This is a genomic window from Caulobacter sp. GW821-FHT12D05 (assembly GCF_058807295.1).
Genome location: NZ_JBXAQO010000004.1, coordinates 520,312 through 538,231 on the forward strand (window position 1 = coordinate 520,312; position 17,920 = coordinate 538,231).

General features: G+C 67.6%; 17 protein-coding genes. 10 read left to right on the forward strand and 7 right to left on the reverse strand.

Annotated elements, in window-relative coordinates; genetic code table 11:
• Positions 1-278: 278 nt before the first annotated feature.
• The gene (locus AC1RRR_RS20610) at positions 279-1,733 is read right to left on the reverse strand and encodes a S41 family peptidase (RefSeq protein ID WP_492815738.1); all 1,455 of its coding nucleotides are present in this window, start codon (positions 1,731-1,733) and stop codon (positions 279-281) included.
• 126 nt (positions 1,734-1,859) lie between these two features.
• On the opposite strand from AC1RRR_RS20610, the gene AC1RRR_RS20615 reads away from it, so the two are divergent.
• Both AC1RRR_RS20615 and AC1RRR_RS20620 read left to right on the forward strand, forming a co-directional pair.
• Positions 1,860-2,324, forward strand: coding sequence for an alpha/beta fold hydrolase (locus tag AC1RRR_RS20615; RefSeq protein WP_492815739.1), 465 nt, complete (start codon positions 1,860-1,862; stop codon positions 2,322-2,324).
• A 71-nt stretch (positions 2,325-2,395) separates the two neighbouring features.
• Positions 2,396-2,593 carry a hypothetical protein gene (locus AC1RRR_RS20620; protein ID WP_492815740.1) on the forward strand — a complete coding sequence of 66 codons (198 nt, stop codon included), beginning with the start codon at positions 2,396-2,398 and terminating at the stop codon, positions 2,591-2,593.
• A gap of 123 nt (positions 2,594-2,716) precedes the next feature.
• On the opposite strand, the gene AC1RRR_RS20625 is transcribed toward AC1RRR_RS20620, so the two are convergent.
• Entirely contained in the window at positions 2,717-3,460 is a 744-nt protein-coding gene (locus AC1RRR_RS20625) for a hypothetical protein (protein WP_492815741.1), read from the reverse strand.
• Positions 3,461-3,595: 135 nt separating this feature from the next.
• Between AC1RRR_RS20625 and AC1RRR_RS20630 the strand changes: the two genes are divergently transcribed.
• On the forward strand, positions 3,596-4,159 hold the full coding sequence (locus AC1RRR_RS20630; RefSeq protein ID WP_492815742.1) for a hypothetical protein: 564 nt from the start codon (positions 3,596-3,598) through the stop codon (positions 4,157-4,159).
• A complete protein-coding gene (locus AC1RRR_RS20635) occupies positions 4,159-4,704 on the forward strand; it encodes a GNAT family N-acetyltransferase (protein WP_492815743.1) in 546 nt (181 codons plus the stop codon). The genes AC1RRR_RS20630 and AC1RRR_RS20635 overlap by 1 nt, the downstream gene beginning before the upstream one ends.
• A 382-nt stretch (positions 4,705-5,086) precedes the next feature.
• Here AC1RRR_RS20635 and hisG read toward each other — a convergent pair whose 3' ends face one another.
• From hisG to hisS, 3 genes are read right to left on the reverse strand one after another with little or no spacing between them, the layout of a single operon-like run.
• Complete coding sequence (gene hisG / locus AC1RRR_RS20640) at positions 5,087-6,058, reverse strand: ATP phosphoribosyltransferase (protein WP_492815744.1); 972 nt, start codon at positions 6,056-6,058, stop codon at positions 5,087-5,089.
• Positions 6,055-7,185, reverse strand: a complete 1,131-nt coding sequence (locus AC1RRR_RS20645; protein WP_492815745.1) for an ATP phosphoribosyltransferase regulatory subunit — start codon at positions 7,183-7,185, stop codon at positions 6,055-6,057. Before AC1RRR_RS20645 ends, hisG begins: the two co-directional genes overlap by 4 nt.
• Before the next feature lie 4 nt (positions 7,186-7,189).
• Positions 7,190-8,677, reverse strand: coding sequence for a histidine--tRNA ligase (gene hisS, locus AC1RRR_RS20650; protein WP_492815746.1), 1,488 nt, complete (start codon positions 8,675-8,677; stop codon positions 7,190-7,192).
• 274 nt (positions 8,678-8,951) lie between these two features.
• Between hisS and darT the strand changes: the two genes are divergently transcribed.
• From darT to AC1RRR_RS20670, 4 genes are all read left to right on the forward strand, one after another.
• Complete coding sequence (gene darT, locus AC1RRR_RS20655; RefSeq protein WP_492815747.1) at positions 8,952-9,596, forward strand: type II toxin-antitoxin system toxin DNA ADP-ribosyl transferase DarT; 645 nt, start codon at positions 8,952-8,954, stop codon at positions 9,594-9,596.
• Positions 9,597-9,605: 9 nt separating this feature from the next.
• Positions 9,606-10,661: a type II toxin-antitoxin system antitoxin DNA ADP-ribosyl glycohydrolase DarG gene (darG, locus tag AC1RRR_RS20660; RefSeq protein ID WP_492815748.1), complete on the forward strand. Its 1,056-nt coding sequence runs from the start codon at positions 9,606-9,608 to the stop codon at positions 10,659-10,661.
• 1,041 nt (positions 10,662-11,702) lie between these two features.
• A complete protein-coding gene (locus AC1RRR_RS20665) occupies positions 11,703-11,924 on the forward strand; it encodes a hypothetical protein (RefSeq protein WP_492815749.1) in 222 nt (73 codons plus the stop codon).
• 193 nt (positions 11,925-12,117) lie between these two features.
• Complete coding sequence (locus tag AC1RRR_RS20670; RefSeq protein ID WP_492815750.1) at positions 12,118-14,193, forward strand: TonB-dependent receptor plug domain-containing protein; 2,076 nt, start codon at positions 12,118-12,120, stop codon at positions 14,191-14,193.
• 3 nt (positions 14,194-14,196) lie between these two features.
• Here the strand turns inward: AC1RRR_RS20670 and pgi are convergent, their stop codons facing one another.
• Complete coding sequence (gene pgi / locus AC1RRR_RS20675) at positions 14,197-15,816, reverse strand: glucose-6-phosphate isomerase (RefSeq protein ID WP_492815751.1); 1,620 nt, start codon at positions 15,814-15,816, stop codon at positions 14,197-14,199.
• Positions 15,817-15,921: 105 nt separating this feature from the next.
• Between pgi and AC1RRR_RS20680 the strand changes: the two genes are divergently transcribed.
• On the forward strand, positions 15,922-16,416 hold the full coding sequence (locus AC1RRR_RS20680) for a hypothetical protein (protein ID WP_492815752.1): 495 nt from the start codon (positions 15,922-15,924) through the stop codon (positions 16,414-16,416).
• On the opposite strand, the gene AC1RRR_RS20685 is transcribed toward AC1RRR_RS20680, so the two are convergent.
• Complete coding sequence (locus tag AC1RRR_RS20685; RefSeq protein ID WP_492815753.1) at positions 16,413-17,015, reverse strand: thioredoxin family protein; 603 nt, start codon at positions 17,013-17,015, stop codon at positions 16,413-16,415. The two genes, AC1RRR_RS20680 and AC1RRR_RS20685, sit on opposite strands and share 4 nt — an antisense overlap.
• A 173-nt stretch (positions 17,016-17,188) precedes the next feature.
• Here AC1RRR_RS20685 and AC1RRR_RS20690 point away from each other — a divergent pair, with 173 nt between their 5' ends.
• Entirely contained in the window at positions 17,189-17,920 is a 732-nt protein-coding gene (locus AC1RRR_RS20690; protein WP_492815754.1) for a DUF1353 domain-containing protein, read from the forward strand.

Here is a 17,920-nt window from a genome sequence, read left to right on the forward strand (position 1 = left end):
TCGTGTGTCTGGGAGTGTGGGATGGCGGTTGGGGCCGCCTGTCCTCCGCAAAGCCACGAGATCGGCAACGGCGAAATTCCACTGCGACGAGCGTGATCGCGATTTCGACCAGAGGTCGCCCTCGGACGACGAACGGGGCGAACGGCGCCAGCCGGGTGCGGGAGGTCAAGGGCCGCAGCCGCGCCATCACCGCCGTGGACCGACGACATCAAGCCGCCGGTCGGCTCGACCTACGCCTTCCAGATCATCGAGACGCTGAGCCTGGCCGCTCCGGACGCCTAGCGGCAGCCCTGCGTCGCCAGCCAGGCCGTCGCCGCCGCCTCGGCCCCGTCGGGCGCCACGATCTCGTCGGGCTGCATCGGGCCTTCGTAGCGGTGGCCCAGGCGGTCCTCGACATAGGCGTTGGTCAGAGCCAGCACCGCGCCGTCCGACAGCGGGATCGCGCTATTGGCCGTGGTCAGGCCCGCCGTCGGCTGCCCGAACGAGCGCGCCAGGGGGCGGCCCACGAAACCGATGGCGATCATTTCGCCGGCGCTGGCGGTGCGTGGCCCCAGCAGGACGGCGACCGGCGCGTCGGGGCGGCTGAGGCTCTGGCGGACCTCGACGCTAGTCGCCGGCCAGGCCTTGCGCCCCGACTTACTCACGAAGGCGCCGGACGGCCCCTCGCCCAGCAGCGGCGCCAGGCCGCGCATGCCCGGCCACATGTCGCCGCCGCCATGACCCCGCAGGTCGACGATCCAGCCGCAGGCCTTGGCGTCGTTCGCCGTCTTCAGGAAGTTCGTGATCGCCGCCTGGTAGGGCGCGCCGTCGTCCTTGGGGTTGGTGATGTCGCGCGACAGACGCGGCAGGGCCACGACCGCGACCTGCCCTTCCATCCGCCCGACGGGCAGCGGCGCGACCGGCGCAGCCGGCGCTTCGGAAGGTCTCGCCGACGTCCCCGCCCCGGTCGGCGGCCGCAGAAAGGTGTGGCGTTCGCCCAGGCGAGCGATCACCGCGCGGATGGCCTTGTGAGTCTGGCCCGGCGTCGACGCCCCGGCGGCTTGCTTGTAGGCCTCGGCGCGCAGAGCGGGCCAGTCGGCCGTGGCGCTGTTGATGTGGCCCTTCTCGAGCAGGTCCAGGGCGCGATCCAGATAGGCCTTGGCCTCGCCCGTCGGCGCGCCGTCGGCGGGGCCTAGATCCTCCAGCCGGACGTCGTCGATCCAGGCGTCCGCGTCGCCGCCCGCCAGCAAGCCCAGCAACAGGCTCGACGCCTCCTGCGGGACATAGGCCTCGATCGTGTAGACCGCCCAGCCGGACGCGGTGATCGGCCGATCGCCCATGTTGTCGAAGAAGGCCGGCTTGCCGTCCGTCCCGTCCACCCGCAGCCACAGCCCGACCTGACTGCCGCGATCGTCGACCCGCACGGCGGCGCTGTAGCGGATCCGGTGGCCACGCAACGCGGTGGCGTCGAGCTTCTGGGACAGCGCGCCAAAGGCGCCGGGAGGCTTGGCCACCGCCTTGTCGCGCCAGAGCCGCGCGGCCTGCTTGCCGGCATGCGGCCCAGCGTTGCTGATCTCGGCGTGATACCCCGCCGCGCCCGCCGAGGACGGAAACCCCCAGCCCGGCGGCGGCTGGCCTGCCGCGCCGGCCTCGAAGTCGGCGTTTGAAACAGCCGGGGTCGAAAGCGATTGGGCGACCGCCGGCGCAGCCAGCGTCATCGCCCCGATCAAGACCAGGATGTCAGCCTTCTTCATGTCGCTCCCTCCCCGGTGACGCTTGCAATCAAGCGCTACCTTAAGGTGAGATTGTGGCGCGCCTCACGCTCCTTGGCTTTCACGCGGACCCATGTTTGATCCGAGCTCGCCGGTTTGGGGGAGGTCGTGTTGCGCTGGATCGTATTGGCCGTCGCGTTTCTGACGAGCGCGCTCCCCGCCGCCGCCCACGACTTCGACGCCTTCGCCCCGCGCCTGGCCGCCCGCCATCGGGTCTTCGCCGTCACGCGCCGAGGCCTTGGCCAATCGGACAAGCCGCCCCTCAATCCCGAGGCCCACACCCTGGCCCGCCTGACCCGGGACGACGTCGAGGTGCTGGACGCCCTGAAGCTGGAAAAAGCGACCCTGGCCGTCTTCGCCATCCCCACGCCCGCGCCGGACCTGACGCCCGCCCAGCGCGCCGACGAAGCGCTGATGCTGACATGGCGGCGCGAGCAGATTGGTCGTTACCGCGCCGCCCATCCGGCCGCCCGGATCGTGGAGATCGACCGCGCCGACCACGACGTCTTCAACTCGCACCCCAATATCGTCCTGCGTGAGATCGACGCGCTGCTGGACCGGGCCGCGCCTTAACCACGTTTGCTCAGACCCGCTTAAGGCTTTGGACTCAGATTGCGGGCGAATTCCCTTTCGAGGAACGCCCAGTGCAGGTCTCCGCGTCCAACGCCGTCCCCTACACCCCGCCCCAGTCCACGGGCGCGGCGCCGGCCCCGGCTCCCATCGTCGACCTGACCCAGCTGGCCGTCGCCCAGACCAACGCCAAGGCGACCGCCTCGGCCGGCGCGGCCCTGGCCCAGACCACGGGCGAGCTGACCGGCACGCTGGTCAACATCTCGGCCTGAGGCAAAGCCGCCTCGGACGGCCTTTTGGGCCGGATCAACAAGCTTCTTTCTCACCGACTATCCCCGCGAAAGCGGGGTAGTCGGTGGACTTCGGGTCACTCAAGGCTGGATGTCGATCCGCCCCTACACCCGGATGTTCAGGCCCGAGGTCGCCGTCGCCGGCGTCTGGCTCTGAGCGGCGCGATCCTTGAGCCAGCCCATATAGGTGTCCATCGACTCGGTGATCTCGCCGTTGTTGGCCGCGATGGAGAAGATGTGCGGCGGCGCCAGGCTGGGGTCGCCGATTTGAACGCGCACCTCTTCGAACCGCTTGAGGACCGAGAGATCATCCAGGCGGCGCCGCGCCTGGGCCGGGGTCATGGCCGACACGTTCTCGCTGGGCGCGGCTCCCTCGCGATAGAAGCGGACGAGGTCCTGATGCTGGGCGTCGGCGAAATCGACGACCGCTTCCAGCTTCCTCTGCTCGTCATCGGTGAAGTAGCTGCCGTTCGCCGTGCGCGGCGGTCCGCCCTTGGTCTCCGGCGGCGGCGCGGGACGATCGGGCTCGGCCTTGGGCGCGGCTTCGGCCCTCGGCTCCGGCGCGGCGGCCGGCTGCGCTTGAGGGGCTGGGGCGGCTTGGGCGGCACTAGCGATCTGGGCCGCCTGCGCGGCCTGGGCCATCCGGCTCAGCGACACGGTCACCGCCGGCCGCTGCGTGGCGGTTTTTGCCGGGAGCTCGGCTGTTTTGGCCGGCGCCGCCTTGAGCGCCTGGTCCGCTCGCGTGGCCGCCATTCTCACCAGATTGGCGGCATCGTCCCCGGCCCCGCCTTGCCGGCCAAGGCCCAGCAGGGATGACAGCAGCATGCTGGAGTTCGCCAAACGGATCATTCGGTTGTCCTCGCGGTGCGCCGGAAGGCGTTCCGGAATTAACCCTGCAGACTTCATGCCACCTGAGGGCGAGTCGCCCGCTTGACGGTTGAGTGGGCGTGGAGAACATGGACGCCGGGGTCGGGAGGCGACACGATGATAGGAAAGGCGGCAAAGGCGCTGGGCCTCGGCGTCTTCTATCTCGTAGCGGCCTTCTTTGCCTTGAAAGGGATCCTGGGCGCCCTGGGGTGCGCCGAATACCTCCGCTATATGCTGGTCGACGGCACGATCGTGGACATGTGGGCCGTCCTGTCGGCGATCACCGTGGCCTGCGCGATCGTGGCGCTGATCATGGCCGGACTGTGCCTGCGGCGCCGGAAACTGATGGCCATGGTGCTGTGGCTGACCCTGCCCGCCATCCCGGCGACCGTGCTCGAAGCCAGCCGCTGCGATTACATGCCGCTTTGCAACGTCATCGGCTGGGCCGCCCTGCCCGCGCCCGCCTTCGCCTGGCAGGTGCGGGTCCGCGATGTCACCGAGGACGAGGTCGCCTTTATCGCCAGCCAGACGCTCCAGAACGCCGGCAGCGAGGCCTGGGCCTTCGAGCCCAAGCTCGCCAACCGGCAGTGGCGGCTGATCGCCCAGAAGGAGGGCGTCCGGCAGCCCTATGATGTCGTGATCGACGCCCGGACGGGCCACGGCCGGCTGGAGAAGCGCTGATGCGGCCGCCGGAAGACATCCTCACCGAACGGCTGCGCCTGCGGCCGGTCCGGCGGACGGACGCCGAGGCGATCTTCCAGACCTATGCCGGCCTGCCCGCGCCAACGCGGTTCATGACCTTCGACACCCACCGCGACGTCGCCGACAGCCTGGCCTTCGCCCAACGGTGCGAGGCCTGCTGGACGTCGGGCGCGGCGTTTCCGTGGGCGGTCACGGACCAGGCGTCCGGGACGCTGATGGGCGTGATCGAGCTGCGCCTGGCGCCGCCCAAGGCCGACTTCGGCTACATCTTCGGGGAAGCGTTCTGGGGCCGGGGTTTCGCCGGCGAGGCCGCCCGCGCCGTGGTCGACTGGGCGATCGCCCAGCCGGGGATCTTCCGGGTCTGGGCGACCTGCCACCCGGACAATGCCGCCTCGGCCGGCGTGCTGCGCAAGGCGGGCCTAAGCCTTGAGGCTCGGCTGGCCAATTGGGAGACGCGGCCGCAGTTGGGCGAGGTCGCGGGGCCGAGCGATTGTTATGCGCTGATCAGGCCGGCCGAACGATAGGCCCTCAGCCGGGTCGAACACCGGACGTTCTGGAAGCGCTTCCAGCCCGCGCGGCTTATTTTGACTCAATCGTCAAAAAACTGTGCTGTAGCCCAGATACACCAAACCCGCCGCGGGGGATAATCGCGACGGGCTGGCTATTTTCTCGATCATTCGATCTAGGCGGGCGTTTCCTCCCCGAAACGCCGAAGAACGGGAGCTCTCTTTGGGCTCGTTTCGCTCTTGCAGTGTCTAGAAACGTCAAATTCATGACGGTGTCAACGCGGCAAATCCCTTTTTCGCAAAGGTTTGGACGAATTTTTGACGCGTGAGGCGTAGTTTGGACGCGAAAGTCGAAGATACGCCCCGATTCCGCATCCATATTTGACAGATATGTCAAAACTTACTTTTGAGCGGCGCCCTCCAGGGTCCGGACGAAACGATCCAGCACGGCCGAGCGCGACTCGAACACATAGTCCGGGCGCGAGACGGTGACCGGCTCGACTCCGGCGGCGGCCAGGGCGGCGGCGGCGTCGAACAGGTCGCCGGTCGCCAGCAGGGCGCCATTGGCCCGGCGCGAGCCGCCCTTGGCGACGAAGGCCGCCACGGCCGACTGCCCCGCCGCGTCCTGTTCGGCCGGCCAGACCAGGGTCGCCAGCTTGCCGGCCCGCCCCTTGGCCTCGACCACCGACAGCATGCGCTGCAGGGCGCCGCGCTGCTCGGCCGACCAGGTCGCGATCAGCGAGGCGGTCAGCTGGGCCTGGCTCTTCAGGATCACGCCGTCCGACAGGATCTTCAGGCCGTTGGCGGCCAGGGTCGCGCCGGTCGTGGTGATGTCGACCACCAGCTCCGCTGCGCCCGCCGCGGGCGCGCCTTCGGTGGCGCCGCTGCTCTCGACGATGCGGTAGTCGGCGACGCCGTGGCGGGCGAAGAAGGCGCGGGTCTGGGTGACGTACTTGGTGGCCACCCGCAGACGGCGGCCAGTCTTGGCCAGATGCAGGTGCCCGACCTCGTCGACATCGGCCATCGTATCCACGTCCAGCCAGTTCTTGGGCGCGGTCACGACGAGATCCGCGCGGCCAAAGCCCAGGGCCCGTAGCAGCATGACCCGGCTGTCCATGTCGTCGCCGCGCTCGCGCAGCAGGTCCTCGCCCGTGACACCAAGGTGCAGGTCGCCGCTGTCGAGGCCGGCGGCGATGTCGCCCGCCGACAGCAGCCGCACCGAGACGCCCGGCAGGCCGGCCAGCTCGGCCGAGTAGCCGCGCGCGCCGCCGGTCATTTCCAGCTTGAAGCCGCACTCGGCCAGCCAGGCCTCGACCTGCTCCTTCAGGCGGCCCTTGGAGGGGATGGCGAAGATCATCGGTTGGGCGCTCATTCGCCGCCTCCCGCATAGGCGCGCGCCGGGCGGATCATGAAGCCCACGGCGCCGGTGTTGGTGGCAGCCCCCAGCTTGGAGGGCAGGCCGTCGTAGCGACCGCCGGCGGCGACGGGCCGCTCGTCGCCCAGGGCGGCCGAGCGGACCTCGAACAGGTAGCCGTCGTAATAGCCGAAGGCCCGGCCGAAGGCCGCGGCCAGGGTCGCCTTCTCCAGCGGCACGCCGCGCTCGGCCATGCCCGACAGGCGCGCGCGCCAGCCGGCAACGGCGGCTTTCAGGGCGGTGTTGTTGGGTCCCGCCAGGGACGCGATGGCGTCCAGCGCCGCGTCCGGACGATCCGATACGGCCAGGAAGGCGCGGACCTTGGCGGCTTGCTCCGGATCCAGACGACCGGCCTTGGCGGCTTCGGCCCGTTCGACCAGGCGGTGGGCGATCTCGGCCGGACGGCGGCCGCCGACGGGCTCGATGCCGGCCAGGGACCACAGCTCCTGCAGCACGGCGGAGGCTTCCGACTCCGGAAGGCCGGCCAGCAGCGAGGCGATCCGCGACTGTTCCGCCGTGGGCGCGGCGACGTCGCCGTCCAGCTCGGCCTTCAGCTGGCGCGGCTTGGCGAAGGCGCGCTTCAGGCGGGCGGCCAGGGGCGGCGCCAGCTCCAGGCTGTCGACGAAGGCCGCGAACAGCGAGACGTCGCCCAGGATCAGGGAGAGGTCCTCACGCCCGCCAGCGGCCGAGGCGGCCCAGGCCAGGGCGGCGATCTCGGCGTCGGCGGCCACGGGGTCGCCGGCCTCGAAGGCCTCGACGCCCAGCTGCAGGAACTCCTCGGCGCGGTCAGAACCACGCGGCGCGACGCGGAAGGCCTTGCCTTCGTAGCGGTAGCGCCCCGCCCCGCCGCCATTCGAAAAGTGCTGCCGCGCCACGGCCACGGTGAAGTCGGGCCGCAGGGCTGCTTCCTCGCCGCCGTCGCCGGAGACGACGAACAGCCGCGAGCGCATGGCCTCGCCGGTCAGGTCGAGCAGCAGGCCCAGGGGCTGCAGCACCGGCGCATCGGTCGCCAAGGCGCCGGCCGCCAGCAAGGGAGCGCGGATGGCGTCGAGCGCCTCCGCCGGAATGGAACGCTCGAGCCTCAAGTGATTAGCCCCCGATGATCTTGCGAACCGCCGCGACCAGCTGGTCGCGCGGGATGGTCTGCTGGCCGGGCCGCTCGGCCTTCCAGGCGGCGTTGTCGGTCACCCCTTCGGCGGCCATGCGGCCCGCGTCCAGGTCCTTGATCGTCACCGTGCCGGCGGCGATCTCGTCCCCGCCCAGCATGACGACGGCCGGCGCGCCCCGGCGATCGGCATATTTCATCTGCGGCTTCATGCCCGACGTGCCCAAATAGACCTCGGCCGGAATGCCCGCCGCCCGCAGCTGTCCGACCACGGAGAAGTATTCCGGCATGTGCGCCTGGTCGAAGGTGATCACCACCACCGGCCCGCGCGCCACGCCGCCGGGCTCACGTCCGGCCGCCCGCAGCGCCGCCGCCAGGCGGGTGACGCCGAACGAGAAGCCCGTGGCCGGCGTCGCGGTGCCGGTGAACCGCGCCACCAGGTCGTCATAACGACCGCCGCCGCCGATCGAGCCGAACGAGACCTTGTTCCCCTTCTCGTCCGTGGTCGACAGCAGCAACTCGGCCTCGAACACCGCGCCGGTGTAGTATTCCAGCCCCCGGACGATCGACGGATCGATGAAGGCCTGGTCGTCGGCGATGCCCAGGCTGGTCAGCGCCGCGTCGATCCGCGACAGCTCCAACAAGCCCTCGTCGCCCTCGGCCGAGCCGCCGATCACCTTGGCGATGTTGTCCAGCGTCGCGGCGCGGCCACCGGCCCCGGCCGACACGAAGTCCAGCACCGAGTCGATCGCCTTGCCCTTGAGACCCGCGCCCTTGGTGAAGTCGCCGCTCTCGTCCAGGCGGCCTTCGCCCAGCAGCAGCCGGACGCCCTCGACGCCCAGGCGATCCAGCTTGTCGACCGCGCGCAGCACGGCCAGCTTCTGGCCGGCGTTCTCGGCCCCGGCGGAGGTCAAGAGGCCGTTCAGCAGCTTGCGATTGTTGATCTTCAGCACCGCCGCGCCGCGCGGCAGGCCGGCCGCCTCCAGCCCCTCGACCGCCATGGCGATGATCTCGGCGTCGGCCTCCGGACGGGCCGAGCCCACCGTGTCGGCGTCGCACTGGATGAACTGACGGAAGCGCCCCGGCCCCGGCTTCTCGTTGCGCCACACCGGCCCGAAGGCGTAGCGGCGGAACGGCTTGGGCAGGGTCTCCCAGTTCTGCGCCGCGAACCGGGCCAGCGGCGCGGTCAGGTCGTAGCGCAGCGCCATCCACTGGTCGTCGTCGTCCTGCAGCGCGAACACGCCCTCGTTGGGCCGGTCGCTGTCGGGCAGGAACTTGCCCAGGGCGTCGGCATATTCGAACGCCCCGGTGTCCAGGGCCTCGAAGCCGTAGCGCTCATAGACCGCCGACACCGCCTCCAGGATCGCCCGCTCGGCCCGCAGGTCGCGGGCGCGCTTGTCGGCGAAGCCGCGCGGGGCGCGGGCTTCGGGGCGGAAGTCCTGGGTCGTGTCGGGAGAAGTATCGTCGGTCATTCGTCGGTCCTGAATCTTCAAGGCTTCGACGGATGGCGCTTGCGCTTAAGCCCCATCCGCTAGGCGGGGCTCTGGCAGGGTCGCTGGCTTTAGAGCGAACGGACCCGGCCGATCCCGCGAGGCGAGGTCGGATGGTGGTGGCAGCCGTGGTGGTGCGGCAGGCGGGTCATCGGGGCGGGGTGTAGCGGATAGGGTGGAAGAGGGGAAGGGGGAGGCTTGGATGCGGCTACACGACAAGACATATAGTTGTTTGCACGTAAGCTAGACTGAGGCCATGCCCCACCCTGTTGGTCAGAAAATCTACCACATTGTTCACGTCGACCGATTGGCTTCGATCGTGGCGGACGGTGCCCTGTGGAGCCACTCGGAGGCGATAGCTCGGCAATTGCCTGGCACCACCATTGGCATGGATCATATCAAGCGCAACAGGTTGAACTTTCCGGTCAAATGTTGGCCGGGAGATATGGTCGGCGGATACGTTCCGTTCTACTTTTGTTCTAGATCCGTAATGCTCTATGTGATTCACTGCGCGAATAACCCTGGCCTCACCTACCGAGGAGGACAGGAGCCAATTGTGCATCTGGAGGTAGATCTTGCCGAGATTGTCACTGCGGCAGACGCTCGTGGTCGACGCTGGGCTGTTTCCCTGTCCAATGCAGGTACCGCTTACGCAGAATTTCGTACCGGCTCGAACGCCTTTGACGAAATCAGCTGGGACGCCGTGCAATCGAGACAGTTTTGGGACCCGGATATCAAAGAGCGGAAGCAAGCCGAGTTTCTCGTTCAACGCGCCTTTCCCTGGACGCGGATTTCCAAAATCGGCGTCCACAGCCAACGAGTTGCACAGCAAGTGGCCGATATCTTGCATAACGCCGACCATCGACCAGCGGTGGAAATCAGGCCAGACTGGTACTACTGAGGGATCGGTATGATCGAGGAAGGCCACGGCGACGTTCTGCGCATCGATGCAGAAGCGATCGTCAACACAGTAAATTGCGTGGGCATAATGGGACGCGGCATCGCGTTGCAGTTCAAAAATGCCTACCCTGCTAATTTTGATGCCTATGCCGAAGCGTGCACGCTGGGCCAGGTAGAGCCTGGGCGCATGTTTGTGTTCAAGACGGGCTACCTCACCAACCCCCGCTACATCATCAACTTCCCGACCAAGCGCCACTGGAAGGGCAAAAGTCGCCTTTCCGATATTGAGGCCGGGCTTAGTGATCTTCGTCGTATCGTTGTCGATGAAGGCATCCGCTCCATTGCGATACCGCCGCTGGGCGCAGGCCTCGGTGGTCTGGATTGGGCAGACGTAAAGCCTCGAATTGTTGCCGCGCTAGGCGATCTAGAGAACGTTAGGGTGATCATATTCAACCCTGGCGGCACGCCAGACCCTAAGGTCATGGCCCGGACTCAAGACGTTCCTAAAATGTCTGCCGGTAGAGCAGCGCTGGTAGTCCTGATGCATCGCTATCTCAGCGGCCTTCTGGACCCGTTCGTAACTCTGATTGAGGTACATAAGCTCATGTACTTCATGCAGGCAGCTGGACAGCCACTGCAGCTGCGTTTCGCTAAAGCTCAGTTTGGCCCATACGCCGAAAACCTTCGGCATGTGTTGCGACAAGTGGAAGGTCACTTGGTCACTGGCTATGCCGACGGCGGCGATCAACCCAACAAGCGCCTCGAACTTGTGCCAGGAGCTGTTGGCGACGCAGAGGTATTCCTTACTAGCGACGCCGAGGCGAAAAACCGCTTTGACGACGTTGCACGATTGGTCAATGGCTTCGAGACCCCCTTCGGACTGGAACTATTGGCCACGGTCCATTGGGTCGTTACTCAGGAAAATGCTTCGACTGCGACGGAAGCTCTTGAGCTTACGCATCGCTGGAATGACCGTAAAAAGTCGTTCTCGCGAGAGCAGATCGAGTTAGCGTTCTCAACCTTAGATCGCCTCGGCTGGACTGAACGAAGCGCAACGCAGCACTAGCCCTTAAATCTCACAGCGAGAGGATCGCAGGGCTGATCAGGTCACTCAAGGACCGCCCTCCGGGCGGCCGCCGCGCGGCGACGCGGAGCGTCGTCCTTGACTGACCTGATCAGCCCTGCACGCTGCAGCCTCCAAGAGATTTAAGGCGCGCGCCGACCGTTGGGCGGTCGGGCGGCGGTGGGGATGGCGCGGGCTTTTCCCTTTTCTTCCGTCATTCCCGCCCTTGTGGCGGGAACCCCTCTGGCCGTCGCAGGTGCGGAGGGCCGCTTGCGTCTCACGTGTCAGCTGAACCAGGGGTTCCCGCCACAAGGGCGGGAATGACGGTGAGTGGGGTCGCGGCGTGGATGCGCACCCAGACCCCCCCCTAGCGGGGGAGGTGTCGGCGCGTAGCGACGACGGAGGGGGGGAAGAGGCAGGCTCGGCGGGACTTCCCCCTCCGGCGCTTCGCGCCGCCTCCCCCGCTAGGGGGAGGGTCTTTGACGGGGATACGGCCGCCTCTATCCTCGGAATTCGCGGCGCCGAACCCAGCGAAATCAACGCCTTCTCACTTTTACACGCCCCTGAATGATCCGCGCTCACCACCGCCCCCATACTTCTCCTCGCCCCACCGCAGGGGAGGCCGTCCAGCTGGCGACCTGACGGGCGGTGTGGGGCGGTCGAGCGGGTAGCGCTGGCCGGGGTCTCCTCGGAGACGCCTTCGCGACGGATCCAGTGGCAGGTTCCCTGAAACATCGGGACGAAGCCCTGGCGGTGAAGGTTCCGGTCGGCGCGCCAGGCGCGGGCTGAAATCGCCCGCGCGGTCCGGGAGGGGTCGCCCCCTTCCCGCCCGCCGAAGGCCTCTCATCGGGAGCGGGTTAAGACCCCGCGCCTCGAAGGCTTTCGCATCGACGACCGCGCGGAGCGCCCGGGTCACGTCGAAACGGTCCACTCCCTATCCTTCACCGGGCGTCACCCGGTCGCTTCGCCGCCTCCCCAGCCCGCCGGCTTTCCCGGCGGAAGACCGTCGCCTTGCGCCTTCACCACCCCGACAGGAGATCCACCATGTCCAAGCACAAACCGCCGCGCCAGCCCTCCACCGCCTCGGCCATCGCCGGCGCCGCCAAGCCCGACAGCACCCTCACGGCCATGCTCGCCGAGAAGGTCAAGCTGCGACTGGAGATCGTTCGGCGATTGGAACACCAACAGGTGCTGGAACTGCGCGCGCGTCTGGCCGAACTGCCACCCGTCCCGCCAGAGCACGAACCGCCAGCGAACGAAGACTGAGCCCGCCGCGCCTATACACCAATTGTTAAGTCAAACCCGCTTTGAGCCCAGACTTATCCACAAAGCCCAGCAGTCGCGACAGCGTCAACAGATGAACCCGATGTAATCTGACATCGAAGTAACCTACATTTCCGGCTTGTAACTTGAGATGAACGGGCCCGGCGTCCAGACCTTTCGTCACTGAGGGGAAACAGTGATGACCAAGTCCATTCTGCTGGCCACGTCGGCCACGATGCTGCTGCTCGCAGGTACGGCTCATGCCGGTGAGACTTTGGCTGGCGAGACCGCCCAGACCGCCGAACAGATCGCCGCGCCGCCGGTGGCCGCGCCGGCCGCGACCGGCCTGCTGGTGTTCCAGCCGGAGTTCTTCGCCGCCCAGCGTCCGAACACGGCGCTGGACATGGTCGACCGGGTGCCGGGCTTCGACGTGGACGACGGTTCGGGCGCGCGCGGCTTCGAGGGCGCGGTGGGCAACATCCTGATCAACGGCAGCCGCCCGGCCTCCAAGAACGACACCGGCTCCAACGTGCTGGGGCGCACCCCGGCCGACCGCGTCGACCATATCGAGCTGATCCGTGGCGGCGTCCCGGGCGTCGACATGCAGGGCTACGCGGTCGTCGTGAACGTGGTGCTGAAGAAGGGCGTCAGCCATCAGCAGATCCTGACGCTGAACTCGATGCATTTCGACGGCGGCCACGACGTCTATGGCGGCAGCTACCAGTTCACCGCCACCAACGGCGACAAGAGCTGGGGCGTGACGCTCAGCGACGGCACCTCGACCAGCGACAGCAACGGCGTGGGCCGCAACGTGCGCCACGACGGCAGCGGCAAGCTGATCCGCGACGAGGCCTTCATCAATGACGGCTGGGGCGGCGGACGCTCGATCCGCGGCAACTTCTCCGGCCCGGTCGCCGGCGGCAAGCTGGAGGCCACGGCCCGCTACGGCGTCAACGACTGGCAGGAATGGCAGGAGCTCTCCTCCCCCGTCGCCTTCCGCCGCAGCGCCTATGCCGAGGAAAGCCATTCGGGCGAGCTGGGTCTGACCTACACCCGGCCGCTGGCCCCGAAATGGAACCTGGAAACCCGCGCCATCCACAGCTTCGAGAACTTCGACAACGTCTCGACCAGCGACCAGACGCTGGCGGGGGTCAAGGACGCCCAACAGCGCTTCGTGGCCGACGGCGACTCGTCCGAGTCGATCGTGCGCGGCCTGGTGCGCCACGAGTTCTCCAAGGCCCTGACGCTCGAGGCGGGCGCCGAGGGCGCCTACAACATGCTCGATGTGAAGCAGGCCTACAGCGTCGGCGGCGCGGCCGTGCCCCTGCCGAGCGCGTCGGTGAAGGTCGAGGAACTGCGCGGCGAGGCGTTTGCGAAGGCGACCTGGCGGGTCAATCCCAAGCTGACCCTGGAGGGCGGCCTGCGCCTGGAAACCTCGACGATCAAGCAGTCGGGCGACGCGTCCAACAAGGAGAGCTTCTTCTACGCCAAGCCGCGCTTCCAGGCGACCTGGACGCCCAAGGCCAACAATCAGTTCCGCTTCCGCTTCGAGCGCGAGCTGGGCCAGCTGGACTTCGGCGACTTCGCCGCCTCGTCCGACCTGGAGGACAACAATGTCTATGGCGGCAATGTCGACCTGAAGCCCGAGCAGCGCTGGATCTCGGAAGTCAGCTATGAGCGCCGCTTCTGGGGCGAGGGCATCGTCTCGATCGGCTATCGCCACGACGAGATCATCGGCGTGATCGACCGCCTGCCGCTGCCGGGCGGCCTGTCGGCGACGGGCAATATCGGCGACGCCACCCTGGATAAGCTGTCGGTCAATATCGTGATCCCGGTCGACAAGATCGGCATCAAGGGCGGTCGCTTCACGTTCAAGAACGACTGGAACGAGACCCACGTGAAGGACCCGACGACCGGCAAGGACCGGCCGATCTCGGGCATTCGTCCGACCCAGGCCAATATCGGCTTCACCCAGGACCTGGTGAAGTACAAGACCCAGTGGGGCATCAACTGGCTGCCGCTGCTGGGCCAGGGCACCTATGACGTCGACCAGACCAATGTCTGGCGCGGCTCGGCCTATTACGAGGCCTTCGCCGAGTACAAGCCGACCCCGACCCTGGCGATCCGCGCCCAGCTGAACCTGTGGGACGACTTCACCATCCGCCGCACGGTCTTCGCCGATCGCGCCCCGAACCGGGCCGTGGCCTTCGTCGAGGATCGCGACATCAACCCGCGGACGTTCCTGAGCCTGCGGGTGCGGAAGACCTTCTAGCGGCTACTTCTTCAGCCGCTGAATGAGCGCCGTGGTCGACGGGTCATGCTGGCCCGTCGCGCCGCTTTCCAGTTCGGGCAGGATGCGGTTGGCCATCACCTTGCCCAGCTCGACGCCCCACTGGTCGAAGCTGTTGATCCCCCAGATCACGCCTTCGACGAAGGTCTTGTGCTCATAGAGGGCGATCAGGGCGCCGAAGGTCCGGGGCGTCAGGCGCTCCAGGACCACCAGGGTCGAGGGGCGGTTGCCGGTGAAGGTGCGCTGGGGCGCCAGGGTCGCGATCTCGGCGTCCGAGACGCCCTTGGCTTTCAGCTCGGCGACCACATCTTCGGTCGTGCGGCCGACCATGAAGGCCTCGGCCTGGGCGAGGAGGTTGGAGAGCAGTTTCTCGTGCATCCCGGCCGGGCCTTCGTCCGACTGGGCGACGCCGATCAGCTCCATCGGCGTGATGTCGGTGCCCTGGTGCATGCATTGGAAGTAGGCGTGCTGGACGTTGGTGCCCTCGTCGCCGAACACGACGGTGGCGGTGCCGCGTTGGGCCGGCTGACCATTCGGACCGACCGACTTGCCGTTGCTCTCCATCTCCAGCTGCTGGAGGAACGAGGCCAGGCGGCGCAGGCGGTGCGAGTACGGAACGACCGAGCGGGCGCGACGGTCCAGGCCATTGCGGTTGAAGATCTGGGCCAGGGCGACCAGCACCGGCGCGTTCTTCTCCAGCGACGCGGTGCGGAAGTGCTCGTCCATGGCCGCGCCGCCGTCCAGGAAGCCCTGGAAGGCGTCCCAGCCCGCAGCGACGGCCACGGAGAGACTGACGGAGGACCACAGGGAATAACGACCACCGACCCAGTCCCAGAAGCCGAACACCCGGTCGTCCGGCACGCCGAAGGCAGCGGTCTTGTCGAGCGCCGTCGAGATGGCGGCCAGGTGCTGGTTCGCGCCGGTCTCGCCCAAGGCCTCGACCAGCCAGGCGCGGGCGGCGCCGGCATTGGCCAGGGTCTCTTGCGTCGTGAAGGTCTTGGACACGACGATGACCAGGGTCTCTTCCGGGTCCATGTCGGCCGTGGTCAGGGCGAACTCGGCGCCGTCCACGTTTGCGATGAAACGCAGGTCGATCTGGGTCTTCACCGGCCGCAGGGCGTCCCACAGCAGGCGGGGGCCAAGGTCGCTGCCGCCGATGCCGATGTGCAGGATGGCCTTGAACGGCTTGCCGGTCGCGCCCTTGATCTGGCCCGAACGGACGGCGTCGGCGAAGGCCTTCATCCGCTGGCGGACAGCGTCGACATCGGCCATCACCGGCTGGCCCAGGGCCTTGAAATCGGCGTCGGCGGGCGCGCGCAGCGCGGTGTGCAGCACGGCGCGGCCTTCGGACGAATTGATCGCCTCGCCGCCGAACATGCGGGCCCGGGCGCCTTCGACGTCGGCAGCATGGGCCAGGTCGAGCGCGGCTTCCAGGCCGGCTTCGTCCCAGCTCTGCTTGGACAGGTCGAGATGCAAGCCGGCGACATCCAGGGTCAGCGCGTCGAGGCGTCCCGGCTCGCTGTCGAAGAACTCGACGATGCGCTTCTCCCCGGCGGCCTTGGCGGCGTCTTCCAGGCGAGTCCAGGCGGTGTCGAGATCGGCCATGCGGGCATCCTCAAGTTTGGTAAATCGCTGTTTACGGAACGGGGCTTATCAAACGCCTGCCGCCACGTCATGGCAGACCAATGACGTTTTTTGCGGGAGTCCCCCATGTCCTGTGACGCCGTCGCCTTTTCCGCCATGCTCTGGATGGCTTCGTTCAATCCAGGGCAAGCGGCAGGCCCCGCGCCGGCGGTGCTGCAACAGCCCGCCGTCCCGCAATCGGTGGCCGGCGAGCCGTTGTTCCAGGACATCGTCAAGCGCGCCAACCAGCTGAAAGCCCAGACCGAGGCTTATCGCAAGGTCCTGGCCGGCGCGGATCCCACCGCCGCCGCCAAGCCACTGAAGGGCTTCGACGGTTTCTCGGCCAAGATCGGCGAGCTGTCGGCCCTCGACATGAAGGGCCACGTGACGCTGAAGGAGCGCGGCGCGGTCGACGACCTCAAATGCATCCTGCGCGGCATCAGCCAGGACCTGCCCGAGAAGCTGACCGCCGTCGGCGCGGCGACGACGATCAAGGCCCAGGACCTGGCCCTGCGCGACATGGTCTATCTGCTGAACGACAATGTCGAAGTGATCACCGCGCCGCCGCAGCCGGCCGCTTAAGCGTCCTTGTACTTCACCGAGCAGCCGTAGGGCGTCTCGAACGGCGTCGCGACCTTGCGGCCGGCCTTCACGTCGGCCAACGCGGCGGCGACCAGGTTCTTGGCCTTGGGCAAGTCCTCGACCTTGCTGGTCGGGATATTGTCGATCGCGCCCTCGTAGACGACCGCGCCGGTCTTATCGATGACGAACATGTGCGGCGTGGTCTTGGCCTTGTAGAGCGTGGCCACCTTGTTGTCGCCGTCCAGCAACAGGGCCGTCGGCTTGGCGCCCTTGGCCTCCATCCAGATCTTGGCGGCGGGGGCGTCGAAATAGCCCTGCTTGCCGGGGGCCGAAGAGGCGATGGTCAGCCACACCACGCCGTCGGCGCGGGCGGCCTGCTGCAGGCCCTGCATGTTCCCCGAATAGTGCTTCTTCACATAGGGGCAGCCTTCGTTGACCCACTCCAGCACCACGGTCTTGCCGCGAAACTCCGACAGCGAGCGGCTCTTGCCGTCGGCGTCGACGGCGGTGAAGTCAGGCGCGGGCTTGGCGTGCGCCAGAGTCGGAACAAGCGCGGCCAAAGGCAGACCAGCGGCGACGAGGCGGCGAGTGATCGACATGTCGGTTCTCCAGCTTCGAGGGTTCCCCCGCCGGCACCATCTCACGGATCGATGGTTTGCGAAACGGTCGCAGGACAATACGCGTATGCGTCGAAACTTCGCCATTCTTGCTTGATCCAAGGGAGCCCGACGCCCAGAACGTCTGCATCCTCCTCCCCTGCTCTCCTCGATCGATGTCCCGCACCAAGACCCTCGCCGCCGTCATCGGCTCCGGCCTGCTCCTGGCGGCCTGCGCCACCGAGACGAACACCACCGTCTATGTGCCGGTCGTCACGCCCGTGCCGCCCAGCTCGCTGACGCCGCAGCCGATCATGCTGTTCAACCAGACCAAGGACGGCCGCAAGCTGTTCACCCTGGACGCCGAGTTCCCCTATTGCGACGTCGAGACGGGCAAGGTGATCGTGGTGCCGCGCTGGTACGTCACCGACTTCGCCAGCGTGCCCTGGTACGGCCAAGGCTTCGTCGACCCGCAGGGCCCGACCGCCCGCGCCGCCATCGTCCACGACTGGCTCTACACCATCGGCGAGCCGGGCAAGCGCGAAGAGGCCGACGCCATCTTCCTGCGGGCGATGATCCGCTACGGCGTGACACCGTTCCAGGCCAACCTGGCCTATCAGGCCGTGCGGCTGGGCGGCGAGAAGGGCTATGGCCTGCCGACCGACTGGCGGTTCGTCGATCCCAAGCGCCAGAACCTCATGCAGTTCGCGCCGTTCGCCAAACCGCGCACCGGCATGGTCCGCTACCTGCCCAAGTGCCAGGGCTTCAACGCCCTGATCCAGACCGGCTGGCGCGCCTATCCGATCAAGGTCGAGACCCCGGTGATCCCGCCGCCGCTCGTCGTGACCAAGACCCCGCTGGACAAGGTCAAGGACAAGCTGCCGTTCGGCGGCGAGAAGAAGAAATAG